Source organism: Acidiphilium sp. AL (assembly GCF_025499445.1).
Classification (GTDB): domain Bacteria; phylum Pseudomonadota; class Alphaproteobacteria; order Acetobacterales; family Acetobacteraceae; genus Acidiphilium; species Acidiphilium iwatense.
Window position 1 is genome coordinate 1 of sequence record NZ_JAIMBZ010000058.1, and the last position, 13362, is coordinate 13362.

General features: G+C 58.9%; 17 protein-coding genes. 15 read left to right on the forward strand and 2 right to left on the reverse strand.

Annotated elements, in window-relative coordinates; all coding sequences use genetic code 11:
• Window positions 1–235: 235 nt before the first annotated feature.
• From AiwAL_RS18320 to AiwAL_RS18360, 9 genes are all read left to right on the forward strand, one after another.
• The gene (locus tag AiwAL_RS18320; protein ID WP_262313279.1) at window positions 236–568 is read left to right on the forward strand and encodes an AlpA family transcriptional regulator; all 333 of its coding nucleotides are present in this window, start codon (window positions 236–238) and stop codon (window positions 566–568) included.
• Between the two features lie 94 nt (window positions 569–662).
• The gene (locus AiwAL_RS18325; RefSeq protein ID WP_262313280.1) at window positions 663–2690 is read left to right on the forward strand and encodes a hypothetical protein; all 2028 of its coding nucleotides are present in this window, start codon (window positions 663–665) and stop codon (window positions 2688–2690) included.
• Window positions 2687–3901, forward strand: a complete 1215-nt coding sequence (locus tag AiwAL_RS18330; protein WP_262313281.1) for a hypothetical protein — start codon at window positions 2687–2689, stop codon at window positions 3899–3901. The genes AiwAL_RS18325 and AiwAL_RS18330 overlap by 4 nt, the downstream gene beginning before the upstream one ends.
• A 197-nt stretch (window positions 3902–4098) precedes the next feature.
• Complete coding sequence (locus AiwAL_RS18335) at window positions 4099–4401, forward strand: hypothetical protein (RefSeq protein WP_235705838.1); 303 nt, start codon at window positions 4099–4101, stop codon at window positions 4399–4401.
• A 467-nt stretch (window positions 4402–4868) separates the two neighbouring features.
• Window positions 4869–5477 carry a recombinase family protein gene (locus AiwAL_RS18340; protein WP_262313282.1) on the forward strand — a complete coding sequence of 203 codons (609 nt, stop codon included), beginning with the start codon at window positions 4869–4871 and terminating at the stop codon, window positions 5475–5477.
• A gap of 12 nt (window positions 5478–5489) precedes the next feature.
• Window positions 5490–5669 (forward strand): CopG family transcriptional regulator, encoded by a 180-nt coding sequence (locus AiwAL_RS18345; RefSeq protein WP_235705840.1) that lies wholly within the window; start codon window positions 5490–5492, stop codon window positions 5667–5669.
• A complete protein-coding gene (locus tag AiwAL_RS18350) occupies window positions 5660–5902 on the forward strand; it encodes a DUF4160 domain-containing protein (protein ID WP_262313283.1) in 243 nt (80 codons plus the stop codon). The genes AiwAL_RS18345 and AiwAL_RS18350 overlap by 10 nt, the downstream gene beginning before the upstream one ends.
• On the forward strand, window positions 5886–6149 hold the full coding sequence (locus AiwAL_RS18355; RefSeq protein ID WP_262313284.1) for a DUF2442 domain-containing protein: 264 nt from the start codon (window positions 5886–5888) through the stop codon (window positions 6147–6149). Before AiwAL_RS18350 ends, AiwAL_RS18355 begins: the two co-directional genes overlap by 17 nt.
• 214 nt (window positions 6150–6363) lie before the next feature.
• The gene (locus AiwAL_RS18360) at window positions 6364–6831 is read left to right on the forward strand and encodes a hypothetical protein (protein WP_262313285.1); all 468 of its coding nucleotides are present in this window, start codon (window positions 6364–6366) and stop codon (window positions 6829–6831) included.
• Between the two features lie 247 nt (window positions 6832–7078).
• On the opposite strand, the gene mobQ is transcribed toward AiwAL_RS18360, so the two are convergent.
• Together mobQ and AiwAL_RS18370 are read right to left on the reverse strand one after the other, a co-directional pair.
• Window positions 7079–8200 carry a MobQ family relaxase gene (gene mobQ, locus AiwAL_RS18365; protein ID WP_262313286.1) on the reverse strand — a complete coding sequence of 374 codons (1122 nt, stop codon included), beginning with the start codon at window positions 8198–8200 and terminating at the stop codon, window positions 7079–7081.
• A 140-nt stretch (window positions 8201–8340) separates the two neighbouring features.
• Complete coding sequence (locus AiwAL_RS18370; protein ID WP_262313287.1) at window positions 8341–8754, reverse strand: hypothetical protein; 414 nt, start codon at window positions 8752–8754, stop codon at window positions 8341–8343.
• Between the two features lie 1879 nt (window positions 8755–10633).
• On the opposite strand from AiwAL_RS18370, the gene AiwAL_RS18375 reads away from it, so the two are divergent.
• The 6 genes from AiwAL_RS18375 to AiwAL_RS18400 all read left to right on the forward strand — a co-directional run bounded on the left by AiwAL_RS18375 (window position 10634) and on the right by AiwAL_RS18400 (window position 13024).
• Window positions 10634–11182, forward strand: a complete 549-nt coding sequence (locus AiwAL_RS18375) for a recombinase family protein (RefSeq protein ID WP_235705843.1) — start codon at window positions 10634–10636, stop codon at window positions 11180–11182.
• The gene (locus AiwAL_RS18380) at window positions 11179–11487 is read left to right on the forward strand and encodes a nucleotidyltransferase family protein (protein WP_235705844.1); all 309 of its coding nucleotides are present in this window, start codon (window positions 11179–11181) and stop codon (window positions 11485–11487) included. The genes AiwAL_RS18375 and AiwAL_RS18380 overlap by 4 nt, the downstream gene beginning before the upstream one ends.
• Complete coding sequence (locus tag AiwAL_RS18385) at window positions 11477–11836, forward strand: DUF86 domain-containing protein (protein WP_235705845.1); 360 nt, start codon at window positions 11477–11479, stop codon at window positions 11834–11836. Before AiwAL_RS18380 ends, AiwAL_RS18385 begins: the two co-directional genes overlap by 11 nt.
• Before the next feature lie 82 nt (window positions 11837–11918).
• Complete coding sequence (locus tag AiwAL_RS18390) at window positions 11919–12386, forward strand: trypco2 family protein (protein ID WP_262313288.1); 468 nt, start codon at window positions 11919–11921, stop codon at window positions 12384–12386.
• Between the two features lie 12 nt (window positions 12387–12398).
• Window positions 12399–12608 (forward strand): hypothetical protein, encoded by a 210-nt coding sequence (locus AiwAL_RS18395; RefSeq protein WP_235705847.1) that lies wholly within the window; start codon window positions 12399–12401, stop codon window positions 12606–12608.
• Complete coding sequence (locus AiwAL_RS18400; RefSeq protein WP_235705848.1) at window positions 12608–13024, forward strand: aspartyl protease family protein; 417 nt, start codon at window positions 12608–12610, stop codon at window positions 13022–13024. Before AiwAL_RS18395 ends, AiwAL_RS18400 begins: the two co-directional genes overlap by 1 nt.
• Window positions 13025–13362 lie beyond the last annotated feature (338 nt).

Sequence of the window (13362 nt, forward strand, 5' to 3'; positions counted from 1 at the left end):
AAAGATGCGCAATCCGCTCCCATTGGTCAGCCCTCAGCCCATAACGCCCCATCAATCAGCCTTTCGGAATGCTGATCTGCTATGAATCAGGAAAACGGTCGCGCCGGAATCCCCCCGGTCAAATGACGACACACCCTAACCTGTCGCGGAATCGATTTTTCGGTTGACAGTTTATTTTCGTTGCTGCGGCGACCGAAATGGCATGCCTAGAACGCCTCGCATCACGGAGGTCAACATGCCCGAGCTGAAAATTTTTTCTGCTACTTCTGCCGCAACGGCGACCCCTTCTGGTGGCGGTGCCGAGAATTGCTGCCCGTCGCTCTCTTCACCCTCGGAACTGGACCGTCGCTTGATGCCTTTGGACGCGGTGGCAGAAGTGTTCGGCCGTTTGCGGCGGACGGTGCGATGGTGGATTGCGGAAGGGAGGTTACCGTCGGTGCGGATCGGGCGGACGCCGTTCGTCCCGTCAGAAGCCATTGATCGGCTGATCACGGCGGCAGTCGGATCTGTGCTGGACGATCAGAATAACTCGTGTCAAATCAGCATATTGGACAATGATCATGAATAGAACTAACGCGCAGTTGAGTAGATTGACAAGCGATCCTATTCATGATTTGCCGCTCTTTGCCGCGTATTGCCAGACCGCATGTTCGGAGCCAGCCATGTCCATCACACCCGCGATCAACCCATCAAAAAACGATTCCGAGCCCCCGGCGGGCGGCCTAACAGCCAGTCTCAATCTTGGTACCGGCTTCAGGCCGGCCGCCGCTGGTTTCGCTGGCGTCGCGGACGCGGTGCAGACTCTTCAAACAGTTTCGCTCGATATTGCCGCGATCAAGGTCGCCATCGGAACCTGGGCCGACGTTCCCGCCTCGCGGCGTCGGAACTGGGCATCGGCCTTCGCGACTGCAGAGCGGATCATCCGACGGGTCGAAGCCGAACGGCCGCCGCCTGCCGGGATCGACTGCTGGTCGTGCAATTACCTGAACACTGTCCTCTGGGTGAAGCCGCCGGCCTTCCATGGTTTGAACAACTCGAATTTCACAAATATTATCAGCGCGTTGCGGCAGATTCTAATTCGTCTCGGGCACCACGCCGACGCCGGACCGCGGCGCAATGTTCTCGCGCCGGAATGGTCGGCGCTGCATGCCGCATTGCCCACCCACGAGCGGCGGATCGGGATCGTGCGGTTCCTGCGCTTCCTCACCCTGGCCGTCATAGAACCAGACGCGGTAACGGCCGAACTCCTGGAGCGCTTCGAGACGTGGCTGCGCACGGAAACTCTCACCGAGAACATTCCGGCTATCATTCGCCGGACGGCGTCCAACTGGCTGTGGGCACGGCAAAACGTTCCTGGCTGGCCAGAGGTCGAATTGCGGCGGCCGCGGATGCGCGATCACTATACGGTGCCGATCGAGCAGATGCCGACGATTTTTCAGGCGGATGTAGAAAACTTCCTAAAAGGTCTGAAAGGCACGGACCGATCCAATCCGTTTCGCAATGAAGCGGTTATTCGTGCAGCGACAGGTAATGGCATCGGGAATGCTCAATCGTTCCGGCGCTCCCGCGCGGTCAGTCCAGAAACGATCGTTTATCGCCGGATGCAGATTCGGGCGGCGGTCGCAGCGCTGATCGATACAGGGATTCCTCGTGAGTCTTTCACCGGACTTCGTGATCTGGTGACGCCACCCGAACGACCAAAAGCAATTTTGCAATTCCATCTCGACCGGCTGAAAATCCGTCTTGGCACACTCCCCGATCATCCGGAAGGCTGGGAGCCGACGAGCACCCACGTCGCCGGTATTTCCGGATTGCTGCGGATCATCGCGGTCTACCATGCCCGGCTGCCAGAGGACGAGATCATGACGATTCTTGATCTTCGCGCCGCGGTTCGCCCCCCGGCGCAGGGCGAGATGAACGAAAGCGTGGCGCGCAAGCTGCGGGCCCTCAATAATCCGGATGTAACTGCAGCACTTCTTTATCTTCCTGAGAGTTGGATCAGCCGGTTGCCGGAGCTCGGCCTCGATCCCTATCGGGCGGCGCTTCAGGCGATGTATGCCGTCGCCCTCGAGATCGCGCTGGCGGTGCCGCTGCGGCGGCGCAACCTGATCGGGCTGCATTGCGATCGCCATCTTGTTCGCGACCGGCAAACCGGGCGGGTCACCGGCCTTGACATCCCGGCTGCGGCGACGAAGACGCGCCGCCGCGGCATCGTCTGGGAGTTTTCGCCCCGTCTCACCGGAATGATCGACCGGTTTGAACGGGAATTCCTGCCGATCCTTGCCGGCGCCAACAATCGGTTTTTGTTTCCCGGCCTTGATGGCAAGCCGCGAGAAAAAGGCGAGTTCGCCAACGAACTGGCGAAACGCGTCGAGCAGGAAATCGGCGTCGATTTCAATCTGCGCCTGGTGCGCCACTTGACTGCCTATCGGATCCTGAAACGACAGCCTGGCGCATATGAACTGGTCTCGCGGGTGCTCGGTCACGCGTCGTCGAAGACTACGATGCAATATTATTGCGGTTTAGAAATGATCTTCGCGGTGCGTGAAGCGGCCAGACTGCTCGAACTCGACCGCGTCGAGTCACGGCCGTCGCTCGCCCGCGCTGTCGCCGCGCAGCAGCGGCTGCGCAGCCGGCGGCGCCAGACACCAACAAGCCCGGTGGCCCCGTCAAGGGAGCCCCAGCGATGACCGTGGAAAAGAAGGGCACTCATGCACAGTCCTCACGCACTCGTCGGCGGTCAGGCAACGACGCGAGGACGGTGGCGAAGCCGGGCCTGGTCCTGAAGCTCGCAGAATGGCCGGATGAACATCGGGCCCTTTGGGAGACCGGCACCGCACCGAAGGGCAGCCGCCTCGCCAAGCCAAAACACGCCGATGCCCTTCGGCCGATGTCGATCCGTAACGCCGCGCGCGGCTACGGCGCATTCCTAGCGGTTTTGAACCAGTCAGGGGTTGACATGGTCTCGCGGCGACCGGCCGAACTGGTCACGCCGCCGAATGTCGCCGTCTTCGTCGAGATGCTGACCACCCGCGGCAACCTGCCGAACTCGATCAAAGTCCGGCTGTTTGACCTGCGCGTGGCGCTGAGGATCATGGAACCAGCGGTCGAGCTTGATTGGCTGACCCGTCCGGGCGGTGTGTCGATCAACGACATATACCCGCAGCAATTCGTCGAAAAACATATTCCAGATCCCCGAGAGATGACGAAGCTTGGTATGACGCTGATTGAACGCGGTCGGTCGATCCTGCAAGAAGGTGGCGGGAACGGACCACTCACGGCGCGATACGAGGCCGCCCGGCGTGACGTGCGCAACGGCCTGATTTTCGGGCTGCTGGCGGTGTTCCCGATCCGGATCGGCAACCTGGCGATCATGCAAATCGGCCAGCACGTCATCGATCAAGGCGATCAGATCTGGCTCAAATTTGCGCACCATGAGGTCAAGAACGGCCGCAGCCTCGAATGCGTTCTGCCGGAGCATCTTCACCGGTTGTTCCGCTACTATCTTGATGTCGTCCACCCGGAAATGGCCGATACCCCCGATGCCGGCTGGTTCTGGCTGAACGCCGACGGCACGCGGTTCCGGCTGCGCGGGATCGAAGGTATGTTCCGCCGCCTGACGGCGCGAGAGTTCGGCACCACCATCGGACCACATAGCACTCGACGCGGGCTACCCACGGCGCTTGCGGATGCCGCGCCGGGCCGACCCGGACTGGCGGCCGCAATCCTTGGCGTCTCGGAAGAGGTCGTGTCCCGGCACTATCGGCGCGCCGATCAGCGTCATGCCGCCCGCTTTGCCGGCGGTCTGTTCGAGCAGGAGCGCGAGACGATGCGCCTGCGGGCTCAACGGTTGCTCGGAGCGTGGGAAAACGCGGGGGGGGGCAGGAGGAGAGGGATATAGCGCCGAAACATTGGCTTGAGTTCAAATAATCTATTGTAAATAAACGATATTTTTGCTATATTGTTCGGGCAGATCCCGACAATCCATCGCCCGGCGTCCGCACGATCGGTTCGTGCGGCGGTTTCCGATCTGCGCCCGCCGGATCACCTTCCATGGCTCGGCGCGTCCTGCGGTGGATCATCCGAAAGGAAATGACCATGACTAAACGCACCCTCATCGAAGCGCTGCGCGCCGACGTCCACGCCAAGTTTACTGTGGTTCGTACTATGCACGAAATCGACCAGGCCTTCGCGCTGGTCTCCGAAACGGTGGATCTGGTTCGCGCCAGCATCCAGCAGCGCGATGAACAGGGAGCCAGCCCCGACACCGAACGCCGGATCGTGGCCGATCTCGTGACACTTGAGGCCGTGACCCAGGAACTTGCCGAGCGGCTGCTCGATCACAAACTGGCCCTCGACAACGGCCTGTTCGGCGCCGGCAATACTGAGAACACAAAATGACACCGCCCCACCTCGCACGCGCGAGGTGGGGTTTTGTCGTCTGGCGGTCTTTGGTCGAGCGGAAATTGTAGCAGGTCAGGGAGGCTCAGCGAATCACGATCCGACCTCACAAGCGAGGGTTTTTCAGCGGCCTGTTAGGTAAAATCTCACCCCAAAGCCGGCAGTCCGCTTTCCCCCCAACCGAGACAGAGGTTGTCGCACTTGTCGTAGATCACGCGGCATCACGTAGCCCCATGGACCACAAAGGGGTTTTGCCATCGCGCATATTTGTCGCACACGGGAAACCACTCGCATCATAAACTGCGACACGCGCGGTGCACTATCCGCCCCTTCACACATAATGGTGCAGGATGCTCAAAATCGATCGTTTACGGACAGGTCGATTTTATCTGTCCAAAATATGGGGTTGACATGGTTTTGCGCATAGGAGACTATAGCACACCCTTTTCGGACGTATTCGCGCAACCATGGCCCGCACCTTCCTCTACGCCCGCGTCTCGACCGCCGGTCAGGCGACCGAAAACCAAGTCGCCGAGGTCAAGGCCGCCGGCTTCGCCGTCCAGCCCTCCCGCGTCATCACCGAAACCATCTCCGGCAGCGCGCCGGCGATGCAGCGCCCAGCCTTCCGCAAACTGCTCGATCGCCTGGAAGCCGTTGACGTGCTGGTCGTCACCAAGCTCGACCGCTTGGGGCGCAACGCCATGGATGTCCGCACCACCGTCGATGCCCTCGCCGCGCTCGGCGTCCGGGTCCATTGCCTCGCCCTGGGCGGGGTCGATCTGACCAGCTCGGCCGGGCGGATGACCATGCAAGTCATCGCGGCCGTCGCCGAATTCGAACGCGATCTTCTGGTGGAACGCACCCAGGCCGGCCTGAGCCGGGCGCGCAGCACCGGCAAGAAGCTGGGTCGTCCAGCAAGCCTGAGCGAGGATCAGAAACGGCAGGTTGCCGCCCGGCTCGATGCCGGCGTCTCCGTTTCCGCTCTCGCCCGCGAGCTCGGGACCAGCCGGCAGACCATCATCCGGGCAAGGTTCTGCTTGACTTCGGCCCTAGGCGAGCAAAGACTCCGGTATTGAGGAATTGACCGAATGATAGCCAAGCCTGCCTCTTCAATCTTCGATCCGGCGGATGACGCCGAAGAAGCCGGTGCCATGGCCGAAACCGAGGCCGATGTCACTGCGGGCCGGATGGTTTCTCACGAGGCGGTCAGCTGGTGGTTTCAATCCTGCGGCACCCCAAATGAGCTGCTGCTTCCTGAATGCCGGTAGTTTTCCGCCATGAGGGATTTCGGTTCTTCTTCTACGCCAATGAGGGTGATCCCCGAGAGCCGGTCCATGTTCACGTCGAGAAAGACGATGTGGAAGCGAAATTCTGGCTGCATCCCGAGGTCTCGGTGGCCTACAATGATGGCTTCAACGCCAAGACCCTCGGCCGCCTGATCGCGGTGATCGAGGCCAACCGGCAGCGGATCATGGGAGTGTGGGATGAATTCTTCGCCTAGAGCCCGCGACGTGCGGTTCGACGAGGACTCGATGTGGGTCACTCTGGATGATGGTCGGGTTCTCGGCGTCCCGTTGGCCTGGTTCCCGCGGCTGTTTCGCGCGGCACCGGAACAGCGTCTGGCATGCCGCATCAGTTCACGGGGGCTCCATTGGGAAGGACTGAACGAGGATATCTCGATCGCCGGCCTGCTCGCCGGTCGTGGCGACCAAACCCATCGCCCTCGCTCGATACCATCGGCGGCATGACGTTTCGGGGGCATTCCGTGATCGCCGCTGACCTCTCGTGCAAGTATTCGCGGCGGCCTGGCGTGGCCCTGCAGATGGGTTTTAACCAGTCGCCGCGCCGCTTCTATTCTGCCGCCGGCGCGGCCCTGGCTTTACGACTATCCGGCGACTTCCCCTATCCTTCCGCCCACTTTCCATAATGAGCGATTCTGGCACTAGGAGTATTTATCATCCCATGGAAGTTGAATACGATAACATCGGCATCGCCGCTACATATCGTATGACAGCAACTTATTTTAAAATAAGCGCTGACGTTTTAGCAAAAGATTTTATCTCAAACAAAATTAGAATTTCTGGAAACAGAAAGGCAATACCTTATTATTATATGATATCTCACGCATTAGAACTTCTATTAAAATGTGCTCTGTTGAAAAGAAATTTTCCAAAATCTAAACTGAAAAACTCAACTTTACGTCACAATTTAATAGGTCTTTTAGATGAACTAAAGAATTTTGGAATTCCAATAACAGAAGACACTTATAACACAATACAAATAATTAGTGATCAACACAAAAAACACAGACTTAGGTATGATTTTTTGTTTGATGATGGTCTATTAACTTTTACACCAGAACCAAATTCGCTGAATTCTACATATGATGAGCTACTTTTGACCGGTGCTATTTCCACGTTTGGAAAATAATAATGAATAAATTTGGCTTGCCATAAATAAATTCTCTGCCTCCCCTCTGGCTCGATTGGTTTAATTTTCGCACCACGCCAACCTATGATCCGGCAAGGACCGTCTTGTCCAAAAACCATGCTCAATAGAATCACCAGTTCTTAACATTCAAAACCTAGTTTTTGGGCAGGTTAAAATCACCCGTCCGAATACGGTCGTTTAGGGACAGGCTATTTTAACCTGCCCCGCACCCAGCTCGGTCTCTGGCCTAAAGGTCCATCTCTGGCCCATCCCGGCCTTTGCTCGGTGTACGGCTAGGCTGCCGTGAGACAACAGCCTCCTTTGTGGGTCGCCGCGCCATTGTGGGCTGCTTGGCGCGCTCTGCGGCTTGGTTGGCCTGCCGCAACCCCGACAGGTCTGCACCGGCCAGAGCCGCGCTGAGGTTGGCGGTTCTCAAGCCAGACAGATCGGCGCCGGCCAGCCTCTCCCGAAGCTCCGCAGCCAAATCGCGGGCCTTGTCGAACGCCTGAGCACCCCACTCGCGCACCTGCTGCCACACCCCTCGCCGCTCCTCGTTCCTGCCCTGCACGGCCCGCATTTGGTCACCGCGGTCAGTCTTGACGCCCCTCCGTTCCATCGCGGCTGCCGCCCCCAGCTTGGGCTGCGGCTCGCGGTCCAGGTCCTGAGCGCGTCTCTCCGCCACCAGGCGCTCCGGCTCGGGCCGCGCCTGATCCTGCGAGACCTCAAGCGCCGCCTCGCGCTGAGCGGTCAAGTTCCGGTGGTCAACCCGCTCCGGGATGTGGGCGCGCTCCAACGCCCGGTTGGTGTGCTCGGCCCAACCCTCGCGCAGATCCACCAGCGGGCTTTTGTCCTTCACGAACCCCTTCCCGTCCTTGGTGGCAAAATCCGGGTTCCACTCCCGCGCCTTGTTGCCAAAACCCTCGCCCTCGATGTGGCGCATGGTCAGCATGATGTGGGCGTGAGGCTGCTTATCGCCGTCGCTGGCGCGCGGCTCGTGAATAGCGATGTCGGCCACCATCCCGTGGTCAACGCATCGCTCTTTCACGAAGTTCCGCACAAGGTTGATTTGCTCTTCCCGCGAAAGCTCGCGGGGAAGAGCAACCTCAACATCGCGGAATAGCTGCGCGTCTTTCCGCTTTTCCGCCGCCTCGACGCCGTTCCACAATTTCGAGCGATCACGCATCCAGACGGGCGCGTTCTCGGGAGCCATCATCTCCCGATGAACCACGCCTTGCTTTTTGGTGTAATCGTGCGTGTTGCCGTCGCGCTCGTTCGTCAGGCATTCGCCCGAACGATACGCCGACGCCGCAACCGATGATCGACCACCACCACGCCCGACAACTTTCACGCTGGCATGATAGATCGCCACAAACAGCCTCACACACACTAAAGGGGTGCAGGGGGAACCCCTGCCGTGCACATTGCGAAGCAATGTATAAACGCGCACTTCTCGGGGTTTTAGCACTAGTGCTATTGCATGAATCGGGTGTCAGGTTGGGGGCGGCGCGGTCAGATGATCCGGGCGTACCAGTCGCGGGTCAACTCCTCGATCCAGCGTTCGGCCAGCCATCCCCGGTCGGTGCTCCAAACGCCGGACAGCTTGTCGTACCCCCACCCCTCGTCCTTCATCGCGTTGCGGATGTGAGCGGGCGGCTTGGTGGGGAAGATCAGCCGACAAGGCACGGTGATCGCCGGTCCCGGTGCCGATCGCCGCTCTGCAAGCTTCTGGGGCGATGCCCTGGCGGCCTCCTGGCGCTTCCTGCCGGGCCGCTGCGCCGGGTCGATCTCCCCCGCCCGCTCCCTGAACGGCTCCACCGCCGCGGTGAACGCCGCCCGGTCCTCCTCCCTGATCCAGAGGTTCATCTGAACCAAGCCAAGCTCAGCCCGGCGCTCCCGTAGCGAGGTCATCGATTGCTTGCTCATGCCGGCAAGCTTACCCCAGATTTTTCACTAATGGCACTAGTGCAATTATCACATCTTAATCCGGGATCAACGACCGGCTTTCAAGGTTTTGAAGAGCTTGTAGTCGGAGCATTCCGAGTACCAGAGCAACCTCTAATGGGATATCGGCCTTCCCATTGCGCCACCAGCGCACCGTTGCGCTTTTGACCTGGAAAATCCTCGCTACCTCTTTCACGCTTAGTTCCAAAACTGAGAGCATATATCCAAACATTTGCGGATTTATCGATTCACACTGCCCAGCAAGACGCAGATTTTGCCTAGCGACATTACGCGACCAGGAATTTTTGCCGAAAGATGAGGGGTCTTCGTTCGAAAAGCTGAAACCAAGCTTGTACGGATTCCTGGTGCTACCTTGGCTAAAAGGCGACGGGGAAGCATTAAAACGGCCCATTGCGGTTCTCCACGTTGAGCAACGCCCAATTTGGCGCTGCAGGCATAGTAGCGCTTTCAACGCCTAAGTTTGCTCATCTTGGCTTTTGGCTCGATCCAGAGGTTTATCTGAACCAGGCCAAGCGCGGCTCGGCGCTCCCGTAGTGAGGTCATCGATTGCTTGCTCATGCCGGCAAGCATACCCCAGATTTTCCATCAATGGCACTAGTGCCACGATTGCACCCCAAGGGGTGCAGAAATGTCGGGCAGCGAGAGATGGGACAGGGCAGGGGGGTGAGAGACTGGAAAAGACCGGAATGGCGGTGCTTTGGGCTACGAGGGGTCCCGACACGGAAGTAGCGTTTACGTACGCTTGTCCGGGAAACGAGGATTTATCGGACAAGTTCAAAAGTGTCCGGCAACCACGGCGGGAGGCGAGATACGGGACAAGCCGGTTTTCGGACGAGAAAACGGACAAATGTTCCTGCCTCGTTCATGTCTAGCGTCCATAAAATTCACTTTCGTGTCTGCACCCCAGTCAGCGACACCGTCGCCCGCGCACCGCAACATCGGCTCATCCTTGCTCATGCAGGTTTGGCAGTAGCTGCCCCCGCACCGGGGGCAGTGGGGTGCTCATCGAGAGTTTTTGCTGCCACGCTGCTACAGATCAGGCAAACAACCCGCCTTGGAATGCTGTCGATTCTGTACCCCGTCGGCATGATGTTCCTCGCCATGATCAGGGCTCCTGTAATTCTTGCGCTGAGGCAACCATCGCTTCTGTGCTATGGCCCACCAGTTGTGAAACCTAGTTGTTCAGTTGTGAAACCTAGTTGTTCAAGTGTAATTTTTGGGCGCAGGCTTTCGAGGGGTTTCCAACTGTCCTCGCCAGGCAGCTTAACCTGCCAGTAAATCCAGCCGTCTAGGCGCGTCTTCTTCCCTTTCTTGGTGACAGCAATGCCACTAGCCGCACCCGACGGGGAGTCGAATCTCCGATCCCCGATTACCCACGAGCCATCGACAATTTGTCCCTCATAAGTGCGCCGGTTGTATCGCATTTGGACCGGAGTCCCATGCGGAAGCGTTACCCCTTGGTCGTTCCAGCTCGCCCGGCTCGGTGGGGACGAAGGGGGCGCCATTGCCGAGGCGGATTTCGGCTCTCCGAGTCTTAGAAGCCGCCGGAGCGCGTCATTCGGGCTTTCGTAGAACCCGTGTCGCTCGTTTTCGATGCACCTGTGTACGTCGAAATCCACTTCTATCATGCGAAAATCTGCCATTTTCTTCTTTTCTCCTTTTACTACTCTTGCTCCTCGATAATGAGAAGAAATATGTGCAGAGTTCTTGGCGCTTCAAGGTGTCCCACCACAGCGCATTCGACCGGGCGTGGTGCTTTTTTCACGAATTTCGCACCGCTATCCCCTCGTAGGCGTGAAGCGGCCTTTTCTGGTGCATAACTCTGGTGCATAGTTAGGCCATGATTTACGGGTATGCACGGGTCTCCACCGATGGCCAGAGCGTCGCCGCCCAAGTGAGTCAGCTGCGGGCCGCTGGGTGTGAAAAGGTGTTCAAGGAGACCGCCAGCGGCGCAAGGACCGATCGGGTCTATCTGCACAAGGCAATCGTCCAGCTCGAAGCCGGCGACACCCTGGTGGTAACCCGGCTCGATCGCCTGGCGCGCTCCACTCGCGACCTGCTCAACACGCTGGCAACGATTGCAGACATGAAGGCCGGCTTCCGATCGCTCAATGATGCCTGGGCCGATACTACGACACCGCACGGCCGGCTCATGCTGACCGTCCTGGGTGGATTGGCCGAGTTTGAACGGGAGCTGATCCGGGCCAGAACCGGCGAAGGGCGCGATAGGGCGAAGGCGCGAGGCGTGCGCATGGGGCGAAAGCCGAAGCTTACCCATCACCAACGCCAGGAGGCGTTACACCGGCGTGAGGCTGGTGAGGCTGTGCGGGAAATCGCCCGGAGCTACAACGTCAGCCATAGCACGATTTCGAGGCTCACTGGATCATGATTGCGGCCATAACCGCCCACCGCAACGAACTCGAAGAATTGAGCCGGCGCTTTCACGTCCGGCGCCTGGACCTATTTGGTTCTGCGGCCCGAGGAAACGATTTCACCGAGAAATCCGACATCGACTTTCTGGTGGAGTTCGAGCCAGAACATGCACCACCGGCATTGCGCGACTTCCTCGCTCTGCGGGATGCCTTGGCGGCCTTGCTAGGCCGCGAGATTGATTTGACCGTCGCCGGGGCGATCCGCAATCCGTTTCTGCAGGCCGCTATTGCCCGGTCGCGTGTGACGCTGCATGGAGCGTGATCCGCGCAGCTTTCTATGGGATGTACGCGAAAGTGCCGATGCGATCTTGCGGTTTATCGCGGGACGATCTTTTGACGACTATCTTGCTGATGACATGCTGAATGCTGCGGTCGAACGGCATTTCGAGATCATCGGCGAGGCATTGAATCGATTGGCAAAGACGGCACCCGCCATAGCCGCCAGGGTTCCCGACCTGGCAAATGCTGTGGCGTTTCGGAACCTGCTGATCCATGGCTATGCGACGGTGGACCAAGGGATCGTATGGCGCACGACTCAGGAGGATTTGCCCCGGCTTCGACAAGCGATTGAGGATCTGCTTGCTGAACTCGGCAATCGGTCGGCCCCTTGAATTTCATCGATATCTGATAAAGGACATTATCAGATATAGAATAGAGCAACGGGTGGCGGAGGACAGGAAGCACGCGCCGTAGATGGTCTGCCTTCGCCTCACCTACCGGCGCGCCAAAATTCTCGGGCCAACAGCGCAATTTTGTGCTGAAATAAAAATGGATTTGAGCGATAGGTTCCTGTGGTGGCAAGGAGAAGACGTCATGGCTGCTCCCGAAGGTATTGAGCTCGCTGACCTGATCACTCGCACCGCGCACGAAATCCGGAAGGCGCGCGATGAGGCGCCCAAAAATGATCCTGTAATTTCTCTGAGTGGCTGCGAGCTGACGCTGGCCGTCACTGTGAGCGCCGAAGCGAGCGGCGGTCTCAAGGTCTGGCTCCTTGATATATCGGCAAAAGGCAAAGGTGAGCGCGTCAGCACCATCAAGCTGACTTTCGGCCCAATCGGCCAGGATGGCACGAACGTGGTGGCATTTATGGCAAATCAGACGCCATCGGACGAAGCCGAACCGCCGATTACTGGCGGAAAACGCGCCAGAAAAGCCAAATGATCCAGGACCATCATGAGCTTGGCTAGCGACACTGAATGGCTTCGGGCGAAGTTGGGCTCAGAAGCGTTTCATCGGGACTATCCACAGCGCTGGCTGGCTGTTCGTGATGAGCAGGTTGTTTTCAACCATCCCGAAAACGCGGCCATGTTGGAGTGGTTGGAGCGGGAGGACCCCAAGCGACTCTGCGTGATTGCCTTTGCCGATAGCCGAGTGCTTGCCTGATGCCCCAGCTCACGTTTGCAACGCAACTCCCATATGGTCAGCCCGGACCGACGGGTGTCCGTTCCGGTGTCAGCACCCGCGCCTACGTGTGGTTCCGGATAATCAATACCCGGACCGGCGTGGCTTCCCGCCGGGAATTCGGCTTGATCGATTCCGGATGCGATGTCTCTCTCCTCGACGATAGCATTCTCCAGTCCATCCACGCGGCACGTGGCCAGCAGGTCAGGATCGGTGTCGCGGGTGGGGGAACCGTCACTGTCTACAAAGCACAGGACACCGAGATCGAGGTCGAAGGGATTCGGGTTCCCGGCGTTCCGCTACTCTTTGGCACAGCAGCAACCCCCTTGATCGGCCGCCAAGTCTATCTGAACGCCTTCGATCTCGCATTTACCCCCTGCGCCTGGCTGCACGCCTGACCGTGGCTGCCACCGCCATGACAATATGGGCGCTGGCGGGTTGCGGCCGGACAGGCGGATCGAGGCTGGCTTTCAGGATAAAGATGGCACGGTGTGGGCATAAGTTCCAGTCATAGCTTTCCGAAACTTCAACTCCTTGAAGGTGCGGGACGATCTGAATCTCCGAAAGTGTATCTGCTCAACCCGGCAGGGGGTCGATCGTAAGCGCGCATTTTGACGCACATGATCGACATTTGCGTGCGGACGCGGTCATGTTCGGTGTGCTTGGGATTGAGGCTGATCCGCGCGAGTTGGCGGATCAGCCTGTGTTTTCGGCGACGCTGTCGCGTTTGCGGACG

Coding starts and splice junctions, on each gene's coding strand:
- AiwAL_RS18335 (WP_235705838.1), top strand. CDS start 4,099: ATGACTAAACGCACCCTCATCGAAGCGCTGCGCGCCGACGTCCACGCC.
- AiwAL_RS18395 (WP_235705847.1), top strand. CDS start 12,399: ATGAGCTTGGCTAGCGACACTGAATGGCTTCGGGCGAAGTTGGGCTCA.
- AiwAL_RS18350 (WP_262313283.1), top strand. CDS start 5,660: ATGCCGGTAGTTTTCCGCCATGAGGGATTTCGGTTCTTCTTCTACGCC.
- AiwAL_RS18400 (WP_235705848.1), top strand. CDS start 12,608: ATGCCCCAGCTCACGTTTGCAACGCAACTCCCATATGGTCAGCCCGGA.
- AiwAL_RS18385 (WP_235705845.1), top strand. CDS start 11,477: ATGGAGCGTGATCCGCGCAGCTTTCTATGGGATGTACGCGAAAGTGCC.
- AiwAL_RS18330 (WP_262313281.1), top strand. CDS start 2,687: ATGACCGTGGAAAAGAAGGGCACTCATGCACAGTCCTCACGCACTCGT.
- AiwAL_RS18345 (WP_235705840.1), top strand. CDS start 5,490: ATGATAGCCAAGCCTGCCTCTTCAATCTTCGATCCGGCGGATGACGCC.
- AiwAL_RS18340 (WP_262313282.1), top strand. CDS start 4,869: ATGGCCCGCACCTTCCTCTACGCCCGCGTCTCGACCGCCGGTCAGGCG.
- AiwAL_RS18355 (WP_262313284.1), top strand. CDS start 5,886: ATGAATTCTTCGCCTAGAGCCCGCGACGTGCGGTTCGACGAGGACTCG.
- AiwAL_RS18375 (WP_235705843.1), top strand. CDS start 10,634: ATGATTTACGGGTATGCACGGGTCTCCACCGATGGCCAGAGCGTCGCC.
- AiwAL_RS18370 (WP_262313287.1), bottom strand. CDS start 8,754: ATGAGCAAGCAATCGATGACCTCGCTACGGGAGCGCCGGGCTGAGCTT.
- AiwAL_RS18320 (WP_262313279.1), top strand. CDS start 236: ATGCCCGAGCTGAAAATTTTTTCTGCTACTTCTGCCGCAACGGCGACC.
- AiwAL_RS18325 (WP_262313280.1), top strand. CDS start 663: ATGTCCATCACACCCGCGATCAACCCATCAAAAAACGATTCCGAGCCC.
- AiwAL_RS18360 (WP_262313285.1), top strand. CDS start 6,364: ATGGAAGTTGAATACGATAACATCGGCATCGCCGCTACATATCGTATG.
- AiwAL_RS18390 (WP_262313288.1), top strand. CDS start 11,919: ATGGTCTGCCTTCGCCTCACCTACCGGCGCGCCAAAATTCTCGGGCCA.
- AiwAL_RS18380 (WP_235705844.1), top strand. CDS start 11,179: ATGATTGCGGCCATAACCGCCCACCGCAACGAACTCGAAGAATTGAGC.